Genomic DNA, 20,585 nt, shown 5'->3' on the forward strand with positions numbered 1-20,585 from the left:
CCGATGACGCATTCAGCCTGACGTTCGGCGCAGAAGGCACCTACTTTCCCCAAAGTTCAATTCACTATGCCTGGACCCAATTGGAAACGGATAGGCACCTCATGACGAATATCGCGCAGATGCAGGAACAGCGTCTCGAAGCACTTCGACTGACGAAGTCGGGTGCGCCTGAATTGCCGTCCAACCCGTTTTTCGGGGTCGGCCCGATCACCGATGCGACCACCGACGAAGTGGATAGCCGCCTGCGGCGCATCGCCTTCGATGCGTGGATCGAGAAGACCTATCGCAAGTTCGACGACAAGGGCAACGATATCGGCGGCTTCACCACGGCCGAGATTTCCCGCAGCATGCACCGCGGTTATCCGGCAGATAAGATCCTGACCGACATGATGCGGGCGATCCACAGCTACTTCCATTTCCCGAAGAAGAACCGCATGGCGGTGGGGCTTGGCGGCGGCCACAGTGGCTACACCGTCTGCGTCCAGCATCTGATGAATGCCAACGACGCCAACCAGCGCGTCTATGTCGATACGCCGCGCCCGGAAAGCGATCCGTCTCGGGCAGCCGGCTTCTTCCGTCAGTCCTGGGCCACGCAGCTGATCGAGATGCAGCGCTTTGCCGAAAAGGGCTGCGAGAGCCGCATTCATTTTGCCGCCTCCGAAGGCGTGATCCCGACGGCCGCCGAGCTCTCCGATCTCGGCGTGTCGATCTTCGTCGGTGTCGGCCACGAGACCACAGGCGCCAACGCCTATACGAGCCGTGAGATCCACGAGTTGCTGAACTGGATCGACCGCGATCCGGCAAACCACCATGCGGTATTTGACGCCACGTCAATGCTCGGCGCCATGCCCTGGGAGCCCGAACTGGTCGACGCCGTGATGGCGAAATGCTGCCTGTTCATGCCGTTCCAGAAGGCGATCGGCGGGATCTCCGGATATTTCGTCGCCTCCTTCACGCCGCATGCCCTGGCGCTTGTCGAGAAGAACCAGCAGGATCCCGCCTGGGCGATCCCGCGCCAGCTGAAGATCGCGCCGCCAATCGATGCGCGCCAGCCGCTTTCAGCCAAGCGCTCCGTGGATGCCGGGCCGTTCTTCGATGCCGGGGAAGACCGCATGCTCGGCGGCGTCATCAACACCTACAGCGCGCTCGCCTTTGCCGAAACCACGTTCGGCCTCCTGCAGTCTGAGGCGCGGGTCGGCTCGGTGGTCGAGCTCAACCAGCGCTCCGCCGCCAATCGGGCGGTGATCGACGAGTGGGTGAAGTCGCATCCGCTCCTGTCGCTGACCGTCACCGATGCCGAGCGGCGCGGCGCGGCGGTAACGCTCCTGAAGGTGGAGGATACCGGCATCACCGATCCGGCCATCCATGCGCGCATCATTGCCCGGTCGAAACAGCTGCTCGGCTACGAAGGCATTACCCATCCGAATGGCGAATTTGAGCCCGGTCTCGACGCGGCGCGCTACGTCAATGCGTTCCCGGGAACGCCTGGCGACTACCGTGCCTGGGTCGGCGGCATCCGCGAGCCGGCAGATGTCGTAGCCCTCTTGGAAAACCTGCAATATGCCTATCTGCGCGCCAAGATCGTCGTTCTCGAAGAGGAACTGGTGAAGGAGGGCGTGACGTTTGACGCGCCCGCGACGGCCGGCACAGCGGTCCGCAAGGACGATCCGCAACGCGTCTACAAGGTGCTGATCGCCGATCTGGTCGGCCTGCGCCTCGGCGCGGACGGCAAGCCCGACCACAGCGAAATCCGGGCCTATATCGAGGAAAAGGGAGGCGTCTTCCATGCCGGCCCGATCGGCGACGGCGAGGCACTGGAGACGGGGCGCATCCACTTCTTCTATCAACCCGATCTCAGCACCGAGGCGGAAATCCTGCCGCAGACGGACAGGGGCCAGTATCACGCCTTGATCGCGGCGGCGACCTTCATCCCGAAGGCTTCCGTCTTCCCGCTCGGCGGCGTGCGCATCGGCGCGGGGACCGGCAACATGGGCTCGGCTTCCTGGGGCGGTGGCAACGGCGAGGGCGGTGAGGCTCCGCTGATGAATACCCCCGGCATCAACAGCCGGGCAACCGCCCAGATGGCGGTGAAGGCGATCCTCAAGGTCGTGCCCGATCTGCCGGTCGACAGGCTGCACCAGATGGTCGCCAGCGGCGATTTCGATACCGGGCGCCAGCTCAAGGATTTCCCGACCGCCAAGCTGGAGGGCCGGAAAATCGCCGTCCTCGGCTACGGCAATATCGGCCGCGAAGTCGCCAAGCTCGCCAAGGCCTTCGGCATGAAGGTGGCGATCTACGCCCGCCAGCATCACCAGCGCTGGATCGAGGCGGAAGGTTTTGGCTATGCCGCAAGCCCAGTCGAAGCGGCGACCGGCGCCGATGTGCTCTCGGTCCATATCGGTCTCGGCCGCCTGGATGCTTCAACCGGCGTTTACTCAAATGCCGGTGTCGTCGACAGCAGGGTCCTCGACGCGATGAACGACGGTGCGGTGCTGGTCAATTACGACCGGGGCGAGGTCGTCGATGCCGCGGCACTCGACCGGGCGCTGGCATCAGGCAAGATCGCCCATGCGGCGATTGACGCCGACCTCTTCAAGGATGCCGCGACGGGCAAGCTCAGCGGACCGATGCTGCCCTACCTGCCGCTGGAAGAGCGCCACAAGGGTAAGCTGGAACTGCTGCCGCACGCAGCCGCCGATACCGATCATCCCTCGCGGGTGACCGGCGCCAAGCAGGCGGTCGACCAGATCTTCGATGTCATCCGGTTCAAGTCGGTCACCAATCTCAAGGGCGACCTGCCCGAGGGTTACGCCTTGGCGGGCAGCCGCACGCCGGCGGGGATCGGCAAGGTGACGAAACGGGTAGTCGGCGAGATCGTCGACAAGTCGGAGCTGCTCGACGAGTTGCGGCGGACTTCAGAAAAGGTCGCAGCCATCGTCGGTGCGCTTTCCGCCATCTCCGACCCGAACCATCGCGACCGGATCGTCGATCGTTACACCGGTCTGCTGGTCGAAAGCGCTGGGCGGCAGCGGGTGCTTCTCGAGCAGCTTGGCCTTTACGGACCGGCAGGAGAGTAGCCGCCGTGGCGACGGATGAGTGCTGATCGTTCCCGGCTTCGGGCACCGCTTGCAAGTGCCCGAAGCCCTGACCCCGGCTGAAGCGCGTCGCACCGAACCTGGTTCATGCGACGCGCTTTGGCTGTTCAGGCCCTGTCGATGTGAACGCGCATGCGCCCGGCCAGATCCTGGATATACTGCCAGGCGACGCGACCGGAGCGCGCTCCGCGCGTCGTCGCCCATTCCAGCGCTTCGGCATGCATCTTGGCGCGTTCGAGCCCGAGCTTGAAGTGATCGGCATAGCCGTCGATCATGCCGAGATAGTCTTCCTGGCTGCATTTGTGGAAGCCGAGCCAGAGCCCGAAGCGGTCGGAAAGCGAAACTTTCTCCTCGACCGCCTCCGACGGATTGATCGCCGTCGACTGCTCGTTTTCCATCATGTGACGCGGCAGGAGATGGCGCCGGTTCGACGTGGCGTAGAACAGCACATTGTCCGGCCGGCCCTCAACGCCACCGTCGAGCGCTGCCTTCAGCGATTTGTAGGCGGTGTCGTCGTGATCGAAGGAGAGGTCGTCGCAGAAGACGATTACGCGGTAGGGCGTGTCCTTCAGCAGGTCGAGCAGGGTAGGCAGACTGGCGATATCCTCGCGATGGACCTCGACGAGCTTCAGCGAGACGCCGCTCTCGCGCCTGACATCCTCGTGCACGGCTTTGACCAGGGAGGATTTGCCCATGCCGCGCGCGCCCCAAAGCAGCACGTTGTTGGCGGCATAGCCTTCAGCGAAGCGCACGGTATTCTCATGCAGGATATCGCGTACGTGGTCGACGCCGCGGATGAGCTTCAATTCCACGCGGTTCGGCCTCTTGACCGGCTGCAGATGCTGGCGCAGCGGCGCCCAGACGAAACAGTCGGCCGCATCCCAGTCGTTGAGAGCAGGCGCCGGCCCGGCAAGACGCTCGACGGCTGCGGCGAGCCGTTTCAGCTCGGCAAGAAGGGCGGTGGTGGGTTCCTCGGTCATCGCAGGCCTCCTGATCTCTTGCTGCGGCAATCCGCTTAGATCTTTCGATGCCGGGTAGCATGGCGTTTTACCGGCGGAAAGGTTATGAGGCAGCGGAATCGGTACGGTTTCCGGCTGTTTCTGTTGCATTCATCGAAGCCGTAACTATAGTCCGGCAACCTGAAAAGAGAGGCGGCGTTCCGCCGCCAAAGCCTGAGGAGTTTAGCATGTTCATCACCCCGGCATTCGCCCAGAGCGCGACCGACGCCACATCGGCATTCGGTGGCTCCGGTTTCGAAATGATCATCCTGTTCGTGCCGCTGATGGTCGTCTGGTACTTCCTGCTGATCCGCCCGCAGCGCGCTCAGGCCAAGAAGCGCGAAGAAACCCTGAAGGCGATCCGCCGCGGCGATCAGGTCGTCACCGGCGGCGGTCTCGTCGGCAAGGTCACCAAGGTCGTCGACGACAAGGAAGTCGAAGTCGAAATCGCTGAAGGCGTGCGCGTGCGCATCGTCCGCAGCGGCATTTCCGAAGTTCGCGTCAAGGGTGAACCCGTCAAGGCCGACGCAGCGTAACAAGCGATAACGGCAGGCCGCCGGATCGGAAGATCGTCGAGAGAATGTTGCATTTTTCCCGCTGGAAAACACTTCTGATTTGGCTGGTCGCCTTCGCGGCCATCGTCGTCGCTGCGCCCAATCTGCTGACTGAAGCGCAGCGCGCCTCCCTACCAGGCTGGCTGCGACATGACCGCGTGACGCTCGGCCTCGACCTGCAGGGCGGCTCGCATATCGTTCTGAAGGTCGAGCGTTCCGATATCGTCAAAGACCGCCTGGAAGAGCTGGTCGGAAATGTGCGCAACGCCCTGCGCGGCGCCGGCATCCGCTATACCGGGCTGACCGGCAACGACCAGACTGTTACGGTGCGGATCACCGATCCGGCCGAGACGCAAAAAGCGGTCGATCTCCTGAAGCCATTGACTGCGGCTGGTGGACATTCGGGACCTGAGGTCGGGTTGCAGCAGGCCGGCGAGGGTCAACTCTCGCTGCAGATTTCCGATGCCGGCATCACGGCTGACGTCGCCTCCGCCCAAACCCGGTCGCTCGATATCGTTGGCCGCCGCATCGCAGGGTTCGGCTACACCGATTTCCTCGTGCGCCCCGATGGCGCCGACCGGATCGTCGTGCAGGTGCTGGGATCGATCGATGCCGAGCGGCTGAAGAACCTGCTCAACCAGCCGGCCAAGCTTTCCTTTCATCTGATTGATGAGAGCATGTCCGGGCAGGAGGCGCTGAACGGCCGCTGGCCGGTGACTTCTGAGGTCCTCTATTCACTGGACGATCCGCCGGTTCCCTATCTCGTCGACCGTACGGCTTTCGTCACTGGCGCCAACATGGTCGATATCCAGCCGGTCGTCGATCCGCAGACGCAGGATACGTCGATTGCCTATCGTCTTGATGCGGGAGGCAAAGAGCGGCTGGCTGAGATGACAGGGCAGAATATCGGCAAGCACCTCGCCATCGTCTTCGACGACCAGGTGATGTCGGCCCCGGTTATCGAGGCGGCAATTACGAGCGGCGAGGGCCGTATTTCCGCGAATTTTTCCGACGATGGTGTTCGCGACCTGGCGGTAATGCTGCGCGCAGGCGCTTTGCCGGCGACGCTGACGAGCGTCGAGGAACGCAGCGTCAGCCCCGCCTTCGGCGCTGAATCCATCTTCAGCGGCCTTGTTGCCGGCATCGTCGCCGTCGTGCTGGTCGCCGCACTGATGATCGCACTTTACCGCATTCTCGGCGTCATTGCCGTCGTTTCGCTTATCTTCAACCTGATCTTCATCGTCGCGGGGTTGAGCCTTGCCGGCGCCACGCTCACTCTGCCTGGCATAGCAGGCATCGTTCTGATCGTCGGCATGGCGGTCGATTCCAACGTGCTGATCTACGAGCGCATCCGCGAGGAGGAGAGAACCGCCCATTCCTTCGGCGAAGCCGTCGGTCGCGGGTTTTCGCGCGCTTTCGCAACGATCGTCGACGCGAACGTCACGATCTTCATTGCTGCCGTCATCCTCTTCTATCTCGGCAGCGAATCCATCCGCGGCTTCGCGGTAACACTGGCGGTCGGCATCCTGACGACCCTGTTGACGGCCTTCACGCTGACGCGCTCGATCGTCGCCGTCTGGGTGAGAAAACGTCATCCCCGTCACCTGCCGAAGAGCCTGCTGACGCATCTTTTCGAACACGCCAATATCCGTTTCATGGGGATCCGTCGTTACGTCTTCACGGCGTCGGCGATCATCTCGCTGATCGCCATGGTCGCCTTTGCCAGCCTCGGCCTGCATCTCGGCATCGATTTTACCGGCGGCTCGCTGATCGAGGTCACGGCAAAGCAGGGTAATGCCGACATCGCCGATCTCAGCTCGCGTCTCAATGATCTCAATCTCGGTGACGTCAGGGTCGAGCCCGCCGGCGGCGGGGCGAACGCACGAATCCGCATCGCGTCCCAGGGCGGCGGTGAAAATGCCGAGCAGTCGGCAGCGACGCTGGTGCGCGGCGAGCTCGAGGAGGATTACGATTTCCGCCGCGTCGAGGTTGTTGGTCCCGCCATCTCGGGCGAATTGACGATGATGGCGACGCTTGGCGTGCTTGCGGCGCTCGCGGCGATCCTGGTCTACATCTGGATCCGCTTCGAATGGCAGTTCGCGGTCGGCGCCATCATTGCGACGCTGCATGACGTCATCATCATGCTCGGCCTCTTCGTGCTGTCAGGCATCGAGTTCAACCTGACGAGCATCGCCGCCGTGCTGACGATCGTCGGTTATTCGCTGAACGATACGGTCGTGGTCTATGACAGGATGCGCGAAAACCTCAAGCGCTACAGGAAGATGCCGCTGCCGATCCTGATCGACGCCTCGATCAACCAGACGCTGTCGCGCACCGTGCTGACAGCAGCGACGACCCTGCTCGCCTTGCTGGCGCTTTTCCTTTTCGGGGGCGAAGTCATCCGCTCCTTCACCTTCGCGATGCTCTTCGGCGTCGCTCTCGGCACCTTCTCTTCGATCTATATCGCCGCTCCAGTATTGATCGTCTTCCGGCTGCGGCCCGATGCTCCCGATGGCGAAGAGAGCAACAAGACGGATGCTGGTGTAAGATCTGGCACGGTGGTTTGAAAATATGGCAAAAGGCATAGAAATCCGCGCGGCGCATTTTCCCGGCCGCGCTCCGATCGATACTTACGGCAATGGCGGCTTCCGCTTTGCCGATATGTCGCATCGCGGCTCGATCCTTTGCCTGCCTTCCGGCATTTACGGCTGGGACATGGACATGTCGAAGCCGCTGTCACTCGAAAATTTTCGCCGCGTGCTGGATGAAGCTAGTGATATCGAGGTTCTGCTCGTCGGTACTGGCACGGAGCTTCGCCGCCTGCCCGAGGAATTGAAGCAGGCGCTGAAGTCGCGCGGCATTTCCTCAGATCCGATGAGCACGGGTGCGGCGGTCCGCACCTTCAATATCATGCTCTCGGAACAGCGCGCCGTCGCCGCGGCTTTGATAGCGGTCTGACGATGACGGAAGCCAATATTGCGACGAACCAGGATATCTGCCTGGCGATGCTGCGCGACAATGATCGCGACCGCTATCTCGCCTGCCTGCTGTCGCCCGAGGACAAGCGCGGCTCACTTGCAGCCCTTTACGCCTTCAATGCCGAACTTGCCCGCGTCCGCGACCTGGTGCACGAACCTTTGCCGGGCGAGGTGCGCATGCAATATTGGCGCGATCTGCTGGAAGGCAGCGCGCACGGCTCGACGGCGGCCAATCCCGTCGCCTCCGCCCTTCTGACGGCGATCGAAACTTATCATCTGCCGCGCAAGACGCTGATCGACATGATCGAGGCCCGCACCTTCGACCTCTACGACGATCCGATGGAAACGCGGCTTTCTCTCGAAGGGTATGCGGGCGAAACCGCATCTGCGCTGATCCAGCTCGCAAGCCTCGTGCTTTCGCCGGAAGAAGCAGCCCGATCGGCCGATGCCGCCGGTCATGCCGGTGTCGCCCAGGCGGTCGCCGGCCTGCTGCTGCTGATGCCGCTGCATCGCCGCCGCGGCCAGGTCTATATTCCGCTGCAGATCCTCTCAGCCACCGGTCTTGACCGAGACGCCTTCCTCGCTGGGGAAGACAGGCAGCGTATCTCTGCCGCCGTCGAGGCTTTCGCCGGTCTCGGTCGCGAGCATCTGGCAAAGGCGAGGGCGGCAGGGCCGATCGCGCACTCGGTCTTTCCGGCCTTCCTGCCGGCAACGCTTGCCGACCCGGTGCTCTCAAAGGCGCAGAAGCGTGGTGTCTTGCTATTCGACCGGCCGCTGCAGCCGCCGCAATGGCGCCGCCAGCTCCGGATGGCGATTTCGGCAGCCCGCAGAAAAATCTGATATCGGTCAAATTCGCGCAAGTCTCGCGCATTAGAAGGCTTTCACCGCTACCCCTTGGAACGGAGATTCGGCGTGGGCATTATCGTCTGGTGCGTTCTTTTCGCCATCGTCATTTTCGTTGCCTTTGTGGCAACGCGCATGGCTGCGCAAAACAAGGAAGATGGCCTGCACGACACGGGCCTCGCCATCATCGAATTCGGACGCGCCTTTCCCAACGAGGCGATCCGTCAATTGCAGGCGACTGAAAACGGCCAGGCCATCTTCGTGCGTCTGCACGACAACAAGGCCGGCTTCATGCGCAACATGTCGCGCCATTTCGCCTGTCATCTGATCGAGCCGGGCCGGGTGCGGGTTGTGAGTTCAACAACGGGTCGAGGTCTGGTGATCGATTTCCTCGATGCGCCCTCTCACAACGGCGATTTCGAATTCGCCTCCGCCAAGGAGGCCTCGGAAGTCGCGCTCTGGCTGCTCGGCAATTATATTGCTGAGCCGGATAGGGAATTGCCGCCGAGCAATATCTCGGCGGCCAACAAGCAGTAGAAACGGCGGTCAGGCGCTTTCGGCAACCGGCGCAGTCTGGCCGAGCCAGGCGGCGCAGTCGGCAAGCGCGCGGCGCGCGATCAATTGCCGTTTCATGATCGTCTTGTCCTTGCCGCGGAAGCGCTTGACGCCCTCGGGCTTGACGATCGAACCCGGCTGAAGCTCCGGGAACAGGCCGAAATTGATGTTCATCGGCTGGAAGGAGCGTTTGCCCGGCTCCTCGTCGGTGACGATGTGTCCGCCTGTGATATGGCCGAGCAGCGAGCCGAGCGCCGTCGTCGCCGGCGGCGGAGAGATCGTCTCGCCCTTGCGTTCGGCGGCGGCGAAACGCCCGGCCAGCAGCCCGATGCTGGCGCTTTCCACATAACCCTCGCAGCCGGTGATCTGGCCGGCGAAACGCAGGCCGGGCCGCGATTTCAGCGTCAGAGATCGGTCGAGCAGGGTAGGGGAGTTGATGTAGGTATTGCGGTGCAGGCCGCCGAGACGCGCGAATTCCGCATTTTCCAGGCCCGGGATCAGCCGGAAGATTTCCGCCTGCGCGCCATACTTCAGCTTCGTCTGGAAACCGACCATGTTGTAGAGCGTGCCGAGCGAATTGTCCTGCCGCAGCTGCACCACGGCATAGGCCTTGACCGTCGGGTTATGCGCATTCGTCAGCCCCATCGGCTTCATCGGCCCGTGGCGCAGCGTCTCGCGACCACGTTCCGCCATCACCTCGATCGGCAGGCAGCCGTCGAAATAAGGCGTGCCCTCCCATTCCTTGAAGCCGACCGTATCGCCTGAAATCAGCGCATCGACGAAGGCATTGTACTGCGCCTCATCCATCGGGCAGTTGATGTAATCCTTGCCGGTGCCGCCCGGGCCGACCTTGTCGTAGCGCGACTGAAACCAGCAGATATCCATGTCGATGCTCTCGCGGTAGACGATCGGTGCGATGGCGTCGAAGAAGGCGAGAGAATCTTCGCCGGTTTCAGCCTGGATGGCGCTTGCGAGTGACGGCGCAGTCAGCGGCCCGGTCGCAACGATCGCAAGATCCCAATCCTTCGGCGGCAGGCCGGTGATCTCTTCACGCACGACGGTGATGAGCGGGTGGTCGTGGATGGCCTTGGTAACCGCCTCGGAGAAGCCGTCGCGATCGACGGCGAGTGCGCCGCCCGCCGGCACCTGGTGGCGATCAGCCGCCGCCATGATCAGCGAGCCGGCCATACGCATCTCGGCATGGATGACGCCGACCGCATTGCTGGTGGCGTCATCGGATCGGAAGGAATTGGAGCAGACCAGTTCGGCAAGGCCGTCGGTCTTGTGTGCATCCGTGCCGCGCACGCCGCGCATTTCATGCAGGATGACGGGAACGCCTGAGCTGGCGATCTGCCAGGCGGCTTCCGAACCGGCAAGCCCGCCGCCGACAACGTGGATAGGAGAATAGGAAGAGGTCGTGTTCATTCCGGGCTGATATCATGTCGGCGGATGCGATCCAACACCCCGGAATCAAAAACGGCGCCCTGATGGCGCCGTCTTGGAAGCATCGCGCTCGTTATTAGCGGAACGAGCGGGATGCGATATTGCGGATGTCGTAGCGGCTGACGCCGATGTCGGACAGGGTCTGGTTGGACAGGCTGCCGAGTTCGTTGAGCGTACGGCGGTAGCTGAGCCAGCTTCTTGCAATGCGGATCGGGTTCATTGTCTTTTTCCTCGAACAAATGTCCGCTGGACGGCGGGATCGCCTGTCTCTCTGCGGTTGATATCTATATAGGTGAGATCAGGCTTATTGTGCAGTGCAAATAAGAGGCGTCTGCCATGCATTTGTGCAATATGATGCCCGCGAATTAAGCGATGAATATTTTTTGAGCGGGCTAACGAGACGCCAAAGGTCTGCAACTACAGCGGTACCAGCGTGTAGACAAAAGAAAACGCCCGCTGTGGGTACAGCGGGCGTTTCAATCAACGACGATCTGCTTGGGAGGAGCAGCGATCGCCTGACTTAGCGGGCAGAAGCCTCGCGGGCAACGCGATGGATGTCCGAACGGTCGATGCCGAGGTCGTGCAATTCGCGGTTGCTCATGCGGCCAAGTTCCGTGACGGTCTGACGATACTTGCGCCAGTTATTGAAAGAGCGAGTGATGTTCATGTTAAGCCCCTTTCCGAGGGTTTGATCTGCCAGCAGCCACCGATCGGCGCTGACCTCTATTTGATGACCGGAATATATGTTGCGGCGCGAAAGAGTAAAACAGCCAAGTTTTCAGATCACCTATGCGAATAGCGCAATGCTTGGAAGGGGTTTGACACCTTTTGACCGTTTTGTGGTCAAGGAATAGGCAGAATGATTCTTGGAAAAGTAACCATGTTCGAGGTGATGCCTGGCGTATCGCCACTCGAAAACGGCGAATTTCCAGCGATTCCATGCCCCCAAACCCGTCGCATCCGCAAGTTTCGCGCAGAGCGGAAGTTGCTGTTCGATCGCACGGCTTGGTTAAGCGGCGTGGCGACAATGCGGCAGATCGGGCGCCGGACGGCATAAACTCCGGAATGCCAACGCGTTAAATCATCATCATTTAAATAAAACGCCCGCCGGGGGAGGATCCGGCGGGCGCATTATAGTGACTGGCAACTGGGAGGAGGAGTTGCTGCCAGTCTATCATAGCGCGCTTGGGAGGAGGAGTGCGCAGCTACGAATCTCGTCGCGGACAAAGCGTCCGTGGGCATTCGGCAGAGCCGGCCGGGGCGCCATCCCCGCGCTTCGATATCTGCTAAATAGTATGACTAATGAGTATTTTGCAGTGCAATAAATTCATGGTGGCTATGCGATGTGCGCATGGCTATCGGAGTATATGCCTATATTACCGGTTATGACGTAACCAATCGGTTAATATCTGATCCAACTTAGACCAATGAGGATCTTGTATATTTGTCATAATGACGTTTCCGAACCGGTGTGCTTGCGTCTATAACGGCGTGAGCCGCAGCGCTGGAAAGAGCGTTGCGCAAATTGAGGGGTGGAGCATGTATCGCGGCAGATTGGAGCGGGATCTCTCTCTGTGGGTGGGCAAGGGTCTGCTCGCGAAGGATACGGCAGGCGCACTTCTCGCCGAATATGACAGCCGCCCGGCAAGCTTCAGCCTCGGCAGGGTGCTGATGGCGCTGGCAGCAGTGCTGCTTGCAGCCGCCATCCTCCTGGTCGTTGCCTCCAACTGGGAGGACATCCCGCGCCTTGTGCGCGTCGGCGCCATCCTTCTCCTGATCTGGGCAGTTCATATCGGCGCCGCCCTGATGCTTGCCCGCGGTGCGACTGCAGTAGCCAACGGATTGCTGGTCATCGGCGCAATGAGCTTCGGCGGCGCCATCTCGCTCGTCGGCCAAATGTACCATCTCTCCGGTGACGAGCAGACGGTGATGTATCTCTGGTTCGCGATCGCTGCGATTTCGGCGATCCTGTTCCGCTCCGGCGCGGTGGTCGTCGTCGCGGGCTTCCTCTCCTGGGCGTCCTTCTCCGTCTATCTGCAGAATAATGACACGCACTGGATTGGGCTCGATCCGTGGATGGCGCCGGTCATGGCGGTAGTTGTCATTGCGCTGGTGCGCTACACCGGCGTCGAGCGCGCTCGCCATCTGGCCTATCTGCTGCTGATCGGCTGGCTCGCCTGGCTCTATACCCTTTATGAGGAGATCGCTGTGGCGCTCGCCTTCGCGATCGGCGGTATGGCGGCCTTCGTGCTGACGGCCCTGCCGCTCCCACGCATTGCCTCCTTGGTCAGGAGTGCCGGCGCTGCCCCGGCCTTCTACAGCTTCCTCGTTGCCGCAATCGGCTTCTTGTTATTGCATATCGAGATTGAAGACGACTGGCGGCGACTGGCGGTGCTCGGCGTGGCGACGCTTGCCGCTTCCGTGCTGGCGATCGCGCTCCATGGCAGGGACAACGGTGCGGTGCGTTATCTCGCCTATGCGATCTTTGCCGCCGAGATGCTTTACCTCGCCTCCGTCACCGTCGGCTCGATCCTCGGCACGTCGAGCCTCTTCCTCTTCTCCGGTCTCGTGGTGGCACTTGTCGCCTGGCTCGTCATCCGTCTCGAGCGCCGCTTTTCCGCCAATGTACGGGGAGAGCACGCATGAGCTCGTTGATGGCAAGGCTGCAATCCGGCAAGGGCTATCTGTTTTCGGCAATCGTCGTCGCAGGCCTGCAGACCCTCATCCTCGGCACCATCATCCAGAGCCGGGCGTCGATTTTGAGCGATGGGGCCGAGGTGCTGCTGAAAACGGCTCCCGTCGATCCGCGCGATTTCCTGCGCGGCGATTATGTCGTCTTGAACTACGACATCTCAGCCGTTCCGGTGAGCACGGTTTCCGGCAGTATTCCGGCCGAGCCCGGCGAGCGCACATTGTGGGTGCGGCTGAAGAGGCAGGAGGACGGTTTCTGGACCGTAACCGAATCGTCCTTCAACGCGCTGCCGCCACAGCCGGAGACGGTGATCCTGCGCAGCCAGCCATTCTACAGCAACGGACTTGCCGCGGGCGACAGCATCCGCGTCGAATACGGCATAGAGCGCTACTACGTTCCGGAAGGTGAGGGTAAGCCCATCGAGGAGGCCCGCAATGACGGCAACGTCGCCATATCGGTGCGCGTCTCGCCAGCGGGAACCGCGCAGATTCGCAGCCTGCTCGTCGACGGCAAGCCGGTTTACGACGAGCCGCTTTACTGATCCTTGAGCCGTTCAGGGGAAGACGGCTTTGCGGCCGCAAATCCCCTGTCATTTACCGTTCATTTTTCCTTTGCCTCGACCAAATCGGGTGATATAGAGACGCCGCGCTCCGGAAGGCCTCATGCGCAGGCATAGGCATGCGGTTCTGTGAACGCGGGTATGGTGAAATTGGTAGACACGCCAGATTTAGGTTCTGGTGCCGCAAGGCGTGGGAGTTCAAGTCTCTCTACCCGCACCAGGCTGTTTGCAGGGGGAGACTAAGAATTTAGTTGTCCCGGACGACCGTAAGGTTGGCCAGATACCCGGAAGCGAGTGCCGTTCCGCCTTGGGTGGAATGATGCAGGAATTGGGAAAAGCCACGCGCGGCACGCTGCCGGCGTCGTGCTCATAGAAACGAACGGCGTCTGGGCACGGCCGCCACGACATGAAGGTAGGAAGACATGCAGGTTATCGAAACGCTCGCTGAAGGGCTGAAGCGCGAAATCAAGGTCGTTATCCCGGCCAAGGACATGGAAGACAAGATGAATGAGCGTCTTGCCGATGTGAAGGACAAGGTTCGCATCAACGGCTTCCGTCCGGGCAAGGTCCCCGCTGCTCACCTGAAGAAGGTCTACGGCAAGTCGATCATGGCCGACCTCGTCAACGAGATCGTCCGCGAGCAGCCGGCTGCCATCCTGTCCAGCCGCGGCGAGAAGTCGGCCACCCAGCCGGAAATCGCCATGACCGAGGACAAGGACGAAGCCGACAAGATCCTCGCCGCCGAGCAGGATTTCGAATTCACGCTCTCCTACGAAGTTCTGCCGCCGATCGAACTGAAGTCCGCAACGGGCATCAAGGTCACGCGCGAAGTCATCGACATCTCCGATGACGAAGTCAACGAGCAGGTCCTGAAGGTTGCTGAGAGCGCGCGCGCCTACGAGACCAAGACCGGCAAGGCCGCAAATGGCGACCGCATCACCATGGATTACGTCGGCAAGGTCGACGGCGAAGCCTTCGAAGGCGGCACCGATCAGGGCGCCGAGCTGGTGATCGGTTCCGGCCGCTTCATTCCGGGCTTCGAAGACCAGCTCGTCGGCGTCAAGGCCGGCGAAGAGAAGACCATCACCGTGACCTTCCCGGCCGACTATCCGGCCAAGAACCTCGCTGGCAAGGAAGCAACCTTCGACATCACCGTCAAGGATGTCGCAGCCCCCGGCGCTGTCGAGATCAACGACGAACTCGCCTCCAAGCTCGGCATTGAATCCGCCGATCGCCTGAAGGAAATCGTCCGCGGCCAGATCGAATCGCAGTACGGCTCGCTGACCCGCCAGAAGCTGAAGCGCCAGATCCTCGACCAGCTCGACGAGATGTACAAGTTCGAGACCCCGACCTCGCTGGTCGATGCCGAATATAACGGCATCTGGAGCCAGGTGAACAACGACCTCGCTCAATCAGGCAAGACCTTCGAAGACGAAGACACGACCGAAGACAAGGCGCGTGAGGAATACAAGGCGCTCGCCGAGCGTCGCGTCCGCCTCGGCCTCGTTCTCTCTGAAATCGGCGAAAAGGCCGGCGTCGAAGTCAGCGAAGACGAGATGCAGCGCGCGATTTACGATCAGCTGCGCCAGTATCCCGGCCAGGAAAAGCAGATCCTCGAATTCTTCCGCAGCCAGCCGGGCGCCGCCGCTTCGATCCGTGCGCCGATCTTCGAAGAGAAGGTCATCGATCACCTGCTGACCGAGATCGACGTCACCGACAAGAAGGTGACGAAGGAAGAGCTGCTCGCCGAGGAAGAAGGCGAAGCCAAGGCTGAGACCAAGAAGGCCGCTCCGAAGAAGAAGGCTGCCGCCAAGGCCGAAGCTACTGACGCCGGCGAAGGCGAAGAAGCCGCAGCCCCGAAGAAGAAGGCTGCTCCGAAGAAGAAGGCTTCCGAGGACAGCGCCGAGTAATCACTCGCCCGTTCTGAAAGTTTGGAAGGCCCCGCCATTGTGCGGGGCCTTTTCTTTTCTACTCGTCCGGACCGTTCATTCTCGGACGTCGTGTTCATTGTGGTGTTGTCGTCATTCGCAACAACAAATAGTTGAAATGAAGTATAATTAGATGCAGATTTGCGGAGTAGCGGGAGGATCTGTAAATGACTGCAAAACTCGACATGAAGAAGCTGGTAGAGGAAATCTACGCTGTCCGTGGTCGCGGTGATATCGAGGGCACGCTGGCGCTGATCGGCGACGATTGCACTTTTCGCATGGTCGGCAATGCACGGCTGGCGCCTTTTTCGTCTGAATCAGGCGGGCCTCATGCTTTTCGCCAGACGATAGCGCAGCTTATTACTGACTGGGATCTATCCAAGGTCAATACATCAGGCATCTATGTGGACGAGGACCATGATGTGGTCTTTGCGCATCGCGAAGGCGAGGTCAGGTACATTCCCACGGGCGCGACGTTCTATACCGAATTCGTCGACAAGATTCATTTCAGCAATGGGAAACCGGTGAAGATCGTCGAATTCGTCGATACGCTGCAAGTGGCCGAGACGACCCGGATGATCCAGCTCGACTAAACAGCCGCCAAAGTCGGAGCCTCGGGGCTTCGATTTAGGCACCCGTGATTTCCGGTCGACAGGGCGTCAGCCGCCGTTGCAATCAATGCCCTGTCAGTTGCGCGACTTTCCTGACATGGCTGACGGCTGCGGCGCCGCCTGACGTCTGGGTGAAGAGGTGAAGCGTTTCCTCCTCGTCATCGGCCACCGGCGTCAAAGCCTGATCCATATAGGTCTTCGACTTGGTGTCCCTTGCGATAAGGAATGCCGAGACTGCCAGGCTGATGATCGTGCCGGCGAGCGAGACGTGCTTGCTGACGGTTTCCCAGACGAAGCGTGGCCAGAACACCAACGGATTTTCGCGTGGCAGCTCGGGGCGCCGTTCGGACGGCGTCTTTAGACGCAGCAGGCCGCTTTGAAGCGGATGCACGTTTTCCAGCGGCACGGTGGTGGCGAAGGAAACGAGAACCTTGGCGAGCCTTACCAGTGGAACCCCGGTTGCCACAGCGCGGCGCAGCAGCGTCTTCATATGATCAGGCGAATAATAGAGCGACCATGCCTCGTGATAGATATCTTCCCATTCCTGCTTGCTCATCTTCGGATGCGCGGTGCAGACATGTTCGACGTCGTAGATGTTGAGATCGGCATCCATCTCGACGCCCTTCTTCCACAGGACCTGATGGTCTTCGGAGCCGGGCAGCGGCGTCAGGACGAAAAATTCGATGACATCGAGCGGCAATTCTTCCTGGATGATGGCAATGTCGCGGCGGATCGATTCCGGCGTATCGGCGGGGAAGCCCAGGATATAACCGGCCAGCGTCATGATGCCCTGCGCCTTCCAGGCGAGCAGCATCTTGCGATATTCGGTGATCTTGTTCTGGTTCTTCTTGGCGGCCGTCAGATTATCCGGATTGACGTTTTCGAGGCCGATGAAGACGCGGGTGACGCCGGCGCGCTTGGATTTCTCGATGAAATTCGGAATCTTGTGGCAGAGCGTGTCGACCTGGATCATCAGGCCGAGCGGTATGCCGTCCCGCTCCTTGAGTTCGATCAACCGGTCGAAGATCGCTTCCCAATCCTTGTTACGAGCAAAATTGTCGTCGGTGATGAAGAATTTATGGATGCCCTGCGCCCAGTTCATCCGCACCAGCTTCTCGACGTCGTCGGCTGAGCGGAAGCGCGACTTGCGCCCCTGAACGTTGATGATCGTGCAGAACGAGCACTGGTAGGGGCAGCCGCGTCCGGCATCGAAGCTGGTGCTGAGCCCGAGCGTGCGCTGGATATTGTCCCTCGGCAGGAAGGGAACCGGCGTACCGCCGATGCCGGGCAGGTCGTTCATGAAATTATAGAGCGGCTTCAACTCGCCGGCGACGACGTCGCGCAGCACCATATCCAGCCGCCCCTCGGCTTCGCCGGCGAACATCGAGATGCCCATGTCGCGGCAGGCGTCGAGCCCGACCGCCTTGCCATCGAGCATCGACAGGCAGCCGGAAACATGGAAGCCGCCCATCGAGACCGGCAGGCCGGCATCGCGGAAGGGCCGGGCGATATCCAGCGCACGCGGATACTGGTTCGACTGGACGCCGACGAGAGCGATCATGCCGAAATTATCGTGACGCTTGAACTGCGCCAGCAGCTTGGCGAAATCGATCCGCGTATTGGTCTCGTCGATAACAGTGATGTCAATCTCGGTGTCCGGTCCGAGCACCTTGCGTTCGGCGCACTCGGCGGCGATGCCATAGAGAGCCGCGAGCGAATTGGAGGGGATCATCGCCCGCCACCAGCGAATGACGTAGCCGTCATCGTCGTAATGCGACGGCTTGATCAGAATGAGCTGAAAACGTCTGCGCGCGGCTTCCGGGATATAGGACAAGAGTATCTATCTTTCTTTCGAAGCTTTTGCCCGGAGACAAAATGGCGTTGAAGGCACATATCAGGCACGGCGTAGGGATGCGACCTATCGGGCTCAAACTAAGGCATAAAAATCGGCGCCGAGGCGCGACGCTCCGCGCAGGTTCTCAATCACCAATATACTACCTGACATCGAGCAGCAATGCGCGGTGGTCTGAGACCTCTGGCGCCTCGACCACGCTGAATCTGGCAATATTCACCCCCGGTGTAACGAGCATGTAGTCGGCATATCGGCCCTGCTTCAGATAGTAGGAGGTGCGTGTGTCTACAAGGCCGTTTCCGGTGACAAGATCGGAAAGCCCGAGTCTGGCGAGAACCTCGAAGGTCGCGCTGTCCGGCAGCACGTTGAAATCGCCGCAGACGACGAGCCTTTCGTCGCCGGGCCAGATGCGCTCGATGAGCCTGGCCAGCGCTTCGGCCTGTTCTTCGCGCGCCGCCGTATCGCCCTTGCCCGCGGGGTCACGCAGCCCATGCATATGGGCAATGGTCACCGTGGAATCATTGTCGCGGCTGAAGAGGCGGATGCAATGCGCATTTCGCGGCCGCGGATGTTCGCCCCAGCCATTGCTGGAAAAGCGGCCGTGCACGAAATCCAGTCCCTGGGCGATAACGGAGTGCGATGTACGCACGAAGGTCGCCAGTCCGAATTCGGCGGCAATGGTCGTATCGCCGTCAAAGAGCTCGCCTCTCGATGTCGGACAGAAGAAGGCGTCGTGGCCGGGCAGGGCGGCGCTGACCTCCGCAAAGAGGTTAGGGCGCTGCGGCAGATCCAACCCCGCGTCACGATAGACCGCCCATCCGGGCGCTGCCCCGGGGGCGCGCAGCACCTCCTGCAGGCACAGCACATCCGGATCGGCCTGCCTGACATAGCTGATCAGGGCCTCATGCAGCCTGCCGCCCCATGCATTCAGCGAAATGATCCGCAACGTCATTCGGCTCCGTTTTGGCGATCGGATTAAACCGCAGCTCCGGCGTCTAAGCGATGCGCTTAGAGTTCCGACTTGATGTCGCCCATCCGGTTCCAGGCATCGAGGCCGGCGATCTTGTAGGCTTCGGCAAGCGTCGGATAGTTGAAGGTATTCTCGACGAAATATTCGACCGTGCCTTTGAGATTGAGCACCGCCTGACCGATATGGACGAGTTCGGTAGCACCTTCGCCGACGATATGCACACCGAGCAGCCGGCGCGTCTTCAGCGAGAAGATCAGCTTCAGAAGCCCGGTGTCGAGACCCATGATGTGACCGCGCGAAGTTTCGCGGAAACGGGCTATGCCGCATTCGTAAGGAATACCGCGCTCTTTCATTTCCTCTTCAGTCAGGCCGCAGGTCGAAATCTCTGGCACGGCATAGATGCCGTAGGGGAAATATTTCGGCGGCTCCTTGGCAACCGCGCCGATCGCGACACGGGCGGCGATGCGGCCCTGTTCCATCGAGGTAGAGGCAAGGCTCGGAAAGCCCACGACGTCGCCAGCGGCGTAGACGTTGGCAACCGATGTCTGGAAGGTTTCCGGATTGACCTTGAGACGGCCGCGGCTGTCAGCTTCGAGGCCGATGGCCGGAAGGTTCAGCGCGTCGGTCGCACCCATGCGACCGGCGGCGAAAAGCACCATGTCGGTCGTCAGGCGCCGGCCGCTGTCGAGTGTCAGCTCGACCTTGCCGTTATCAAGCGTCTCTACCTTGTCGGCCTTCTGGCCGAGCAGCAGCTTCATGTTGCGGTCGCGCAGCTGGTAGATGAAGTCTTCGACGATTTCCCTGTCGATAAAGTCCAGCATCGTCGCCTTCGGGTCGATGACGGTAACAGCAGTGTCGAGCGCGCTGAAGATCGTCGCATATTCGATGCCGATGACGCCGGCGCCGATGACGACCATCGATCGCGGCAGTTCCTGGATGTCGAGCAGTTCGTCGCTGTCGAGAACGGTTTTCCCGTCGAAGGGTATATAATCGGGGCGGAATGGCTTTGTGCCGACGGCGAGCAGCACGCTGGCGGCGGTGACCTGCGTGGTCTCGCCGTCATCCTTGACCACCTGCAGCGTCGACGCATCGATGAAGCTCGCCTTGCCGCGAATATGTTGCACGCGATTGCGGGCGAACTGGTGTTCCAGCACCTCGACCTCGTGGTTCAGCGTAATCAGCAGGCGACGCCGCAGGTCATCTGCACTGATCTCTTCCTTGACGCGGTAAGACCGGCCGTAGAAGCCGCGTTCGCGCCAGCCGGAAAGATTGAGCGCGGTCTCGCGCAGCGTTTTGGAAGGGATGGTGCCGGTATGGACCGACACGCCGCCAACGCGTTTGCCCTGCTCGATGACAAGCACTTTCTTGCCGAGTTTTGCAGCCTGGATCGCGCCACGGCGCCCTGCGGGACCGCTGCCCACTACAACAAGATCGTACTGAAGCATCATCAAGCCCCGGATTGGAAATAGAATCATTTGCGACGCAAAAATGTCGCCTGTCTATCGGT

General features: G+C 61.0%; 18 protein-coding genes and 1 tRNA gene. 12 read left to right on the top strand and 7 right to left on the bottom strand.

What is annotated here, in order from left to right; translation table 11 throughout:
* Positions 1-101 precede the first annotated feature (101 nt).
* The gene (locus tag EFQ99_RS10395) at positions 102-3,077 is read left to right on the top strand and encodes an NAD(P)-dependent oxidoreductase (protein ID WP_126920964.1); all 2,976 of its coding nucleotides are present in this window, start codon (positions 102-104) and stop codon (positions 3,075-3,077) included.
* Positions 3,078-3,202: 125 nt separating this feature from the next.
* On the opposite strand, the gene EFQ99_RS10400 is transcribed toward EFQ99_RS10395, so the two are convergent.
* Positions 3,203-4,075 (bottom strand): ATP-binding protein, encoded by an 873-nt coding sequence (locus EFQ99_RS10400; protein WP_126920965.1) that lies wholly within the window; start codon positions 4,073-4,075, stop codon positions 3,203-3,205.
* 206 nt (positions 4,076-4,281) lie between these two features.
* Here EFQ99_RS10400 and yajC point away from each other — a divergent pair, with 206 nt between their 5' ends.
* From yajC to EFQ99_RS10425, 5 genes are all read left to right on the top strand, one after another.
* Positions 4,282-4,629 carry a preprotein translocase subunit YajC gene (yajC, locus tag EFQ99_RS10405; RefSeq protein WP_126920966.1) on the top strand — a complete coding sequence of 116 codons (348 nt, stop codon included), beginning with the start codon at positions 4,282-4,284 and terminating at the stop codon, positions 4,627-4,629.
* 44 nt (positions 4,630-4,673) lie between these two features.
* Positions 4,674-7,214 carry a protein translocase subunit SecDF gene (secDF, locus tag EFQ99_RS10410; RefSeq protein ID WP_126920967.1) on the top strand — a complete coding sequence of 847 codons (2,541 nt, stop codon included), beginning with the start codon at positions 4,674-4,676 and terminating at the stop codon, positions 7,212-7,214.
* A gap of 4 nt (positions 7,215-7,218) precedes the next feature.
* Entirely contained in the window at positions 7,219-7,605 is a 387-nt protein-coding gene (locus EFQ99_RS10415) for an Mth938-like domain-containing protein (protein WP_126920968.1), read from the top strand.
* Positions 7,606-7,607: 2 nt separating this feature from the next.
* Positions 7,608-8,465, top strand: a complete 858-nt coding sequence (locus tag EFQ99_RS10420; protein WP_126920969.1) for a phytoene/squalene synthase family protein — start codon at positions 7,608-7,610, stop codon at positions 8,463-8,465.
* A gap of 72 nt (positions 8,466-8,537) precedes the next feature.
* The gene (locus EFQ99_RS10425) at positions 8,538-9,005 is read left to right on the top strand and encodes a hypothetical protein (RefSeq protein WP_126920970.1); all 468 of its coding nucleotides are present in this window, start codon (positions 8,538-8,540) and stop codon (positions 9,003-9,005) included.
* A 9-nt stretch (positions 9,006-9,014) separates the two neighbouring features.
* On the opposite strand, the gene trmFO is transcribed toward EFQ99_RS10425, so the two are convergent.
* The 3 genes from trmFO to EFQ99_RS10440 all read right to left on the bottom strand — a co-directional run bounded on the left by trmFO (position 9,015) and on the right by EFQ99_RS10440 (position 11,133).
* Positions 9,015-10,448 (bottom strand): methylenetetrahydrofolate--tRNA-(uracil(54)-C(5))-methyltransferase (FADH(2)-oxidizing) TrmFO, encoded by a 1,434-nt coding sequence (gene trmFO / locus EFQ99_RS10430; RefSeq protein ID WP_126920971.1) that lies wholly within the window; start codon positions 10,446-10,448, stop codon positions 9,015-9,017.
* A gap of 94 nt (positions 10,449-10,542) precedes the next feature.
* Positions 10,543-10,686, bottom strand: a complete 144-nt coding sequence (locus EFQ99_RS36285; protein WP_126920972.1) for a DUF1127 domain-containing protein — start codon at positions 10,684-10,686, stop codon at positions 10,543-10,545.
* Between the two features lie 300 nt (positions 10,687-10,986).
* Positions 10,987-11,133, bottom strand: a complete 147-nt coding sequence (locus EFQ99_RS10440; protein WP_126920973.1) for a DUF1127 domain-containing protein — start codon at positions 11,131-11,133, stop codon at positions 10,987-10,989.
* Positions 11,134-11,325: 192 nt separating this feature from the next.
* Here EFQ99_RS10440 and EFQ99_RS10445 point away from each other — a divergent pair, with 192 nt between their 5' ends.
* The 6 genes from EFQ99_RS10445 (at position 11,326) to EFQ99_RS10475 (ending at position 16,238) form a co-directional block, all read left to right on the top strand.
* Complete coding sequence (locus EFQ99_RS10445; RefSeq protein WP_126920974.1) at positions 11,326-11,523, top strand: hypothetical protein; 198 nt, start codon at positions 11,326-11,328, stop codon at positions 11,521-11,523.
* Positions 11,524-12,005: 482 nt separating this feature from the next.
* Positions 12,006-13,112, top strand: coding sequence for a DUF2157 domain-containing protein (locus EFQ99_RS10455; RefSeq protein ID WP_126920975.1), 1,107 nt, complete (start codon positions 12,006-12,008; stop codon positions 13,110-13,112).
* On the top strand, positions 13,109-13,699 hold the full coding sequence (locus EFQ99_RS10460; protein ID WP_126920976.1) for a GDYXXLXY domain-containing protein: 591 nt from the start codon (positions 13,109-13,111) through the stop codon (positions 13,697-13,699). Before EFQ99_RS10455 ends, EFQ99_RS10460 begins: the two co-directional genes overlap by 4 nt.
* Before the next feature lie 153 nt (positions 13,700-13,852).
* Positions 13,853-13,937: transfer RNA gene (locus EFQ99_RS10465), tRNA-Leu, on the top strand.
* A 202-nt stretch (positions 13,938-14,139) separates the two neighbouring features.
* A complete protein-coding gene (gene tig / locus EFQ99_RS10470; RefSeq protein ID WP_126920977.1) occupies positions 14,140-15,627 on the top strand; it encodes a trigger factor in 1,488 nt (495 codons plus the stop codon).
* A gap of 185 nt (positions 15,628-15,812) precedes the next feature.
* Complete coding sequence (locus tag EFQ99_RS10475; RefSeq protein ID WP_126920978.1) at positions 15,813-16,238, top strand: nuclear transport factor 2 family protein; 426 nt, start codon at positions 15,813-15,815, stop codon at positions 16,236-16,238.
* An 82-nt stretch (positions 16,239-16,320) separates the two neighbouring features.
* On the opposite strand, the gene EFQ99_RS10480 is transcribed toward EFQ99_RS10475, so the two are convergent.
* From EFQ99_RS10480 to sthA, 3 genes are all read right to left on the bottom strand, one after another.
* Positions 16,321-18,090, bottom strand: coding sequence for a B12-binding domain-containing radical SAM protein (locus tag EFQ99_RS10480; RefSeq protein WP_126920979.1), 1,770 nt, complete (start codon positions 18,088-18,090; stop codon positions 16,321-16,323).
* Positions 18,091-18,250: 160 nt separating this feature from the next.
* The gene (locus EFQ99_RS10485) at positions 18,251-19,060 is read right to left on the bottom strand and encodes an endonuclease/exonuclease/phosphatase family protein (RefSeq protein WP_208722742.1); all 810 of its coding nucleotides are present in this window, start codon (positions 19,058-19,060) and stop codon (positions 18,251-18,253) included.
* Between the two features lie 56 nt (positions 19,061-19,116).
* Positions 19,117-20,523: a Si-specific NAD(P)(+) transhydrogenase gene (sthA, locus tag EFQ99_RS10490; RefSeq protein ID WP_126921464.1), complete on the bottom strand. Its 1,407-nt coding sequence runs from the start codon at positions 20,521-20,523 to the stop codon at positions 19,117-19,119.
* Between the last annotated feature and the right edge of the window lie 62 nt (positions 20,524-20,585).

Origin of the sequence: Rhizobium vallis, from assembly GCF_003985155.1 — a bacterium.
Lineage (GTDB): Bacteria > Pseudomonadota > Alphaproteobacteria > Rhizobiales > Rhizobiaceae > Rhizobium > Rhizobium vallis.

What these genes read in the sequence shown, in the direction of transcription:
- EFQ99_RS10395 (WP_126920964.1), top strand. Translation starts at nt 102, where the DNA reads ATGACGAATATCGCGCAGATGCAGGAACAGCGTCTCGAAGCACTTCGA.
- EFQ99_RS10400 (WP_126920965.1), bottom strand. Translation starts at nt 4,075, where the DNA reads ATGACCGAGGAACCCACCACCGCCCTTCTTGCCGAGCTGAAACGGCTC.
- yajC (WP_126920966.1), top strand. Translation starts at nt 4,282, where the DNA reads ATGTTCATCACCCCGGCATTCGCCCAGAGCGCGACCGACGCCACATCG.
- secDF (WP_126920967.1), top strand. Translation starts at nt 4,674, where the DNA reads ATGTTGCATTTTTCCCGCTGGAAAACACTTCTGATTTGGCTGGTCGCC.
- EFQ99_RS10415 (WP_126920968.1), top strand. Translation starts at nt 7,219, where the DNA reads ATGGCAAAAGGCATAGAAATCCGCGCGGCGCATTTTCCCGGCCGCGCT.
- EFQ99_RS10420 (WP_126920969.1), top strand. Translation starts at nt 7,608, where the DNA reads ATGACGGAAGCCAATATTGCGACGAACCAGGATATCTGCCTGGCGATG.
- trmFO (WP_126920971.1), bottom strand. Translation starts at nt 10,448, where the DNA reads ATGAACACGACCTCTTCCTATTCTCCTATCCACGTTGTCGGCGGCGGG.
- EFQ99_RS36285 (WP_126920972.1), bottom strand. Translation starts at nt 10,686, where the DNA reads ATGAACCCGATCCGCATTGCAAGAAGCTGGCTCAGCTACCGCCGTACG.
- EFQ99_RS10440 (WP_126920973.1), bottom strand. Translation starts at nt 11,133, where the DNA reads ATGAACATCACTCGCTCTTTCAATAACTGGCGCAAGTATCGTCAGACC.
- EFQ99_RS10445 (WP_126920974.1), top strand. Translation starts at nt 11,326, where the DNA reads ATGATTCTTGGAAAAGTAACCATGTTCGAGGTGATGCCTGGCGTATCG.
- EFQ99_RS10455 (WP_126920975.1), top strand. Translation starts at nt 12,006, where the DNA reads ATGTATCGCGGCAGATTGGAGCGGGATCTCTCTCTGTGGGTGGGCAAG.
- EFQ99_RS10460 (WP_126920976.1), top strand. Translation starts at nt 13,109, where the DNA reads ATGAGCTCGTTGATGGCAAGGCTGCAATCCGGCAAGGGCTATCTGTTT.
- tig (WP_126920977.1), top strand. Translation starts at nt 14,140, where the DNA reads ATGCAGGTTATCGAAACGCTCGCTGAAGGGCTGAAGCGCGAAATCAAG.
- EFQ99_RS10475 (WP_126920978.1), top strand. Translation starts at nt 15,813, where the DNA reads ATGACTGCAAAACTCGACATGAAGAAGCTGGTAGAGGAAATCTACGCT.
- EFQ99_RS10485 (WP_208722742.1), bottom strand. Translation starts at nt 19,060, where the DNA reads ATGACGTTGCGGATCATTTCGCTGAATGCATGGGGCGGCAGGCTGCAT.
- sthA (WP_126921464.1), bottom strand. Translation starts at nt 20,523, where the DNA reads ATGCTTCAGTACGATCTTGTTGTAGTGGGCAGCGGTCCCGCAGGGCGC.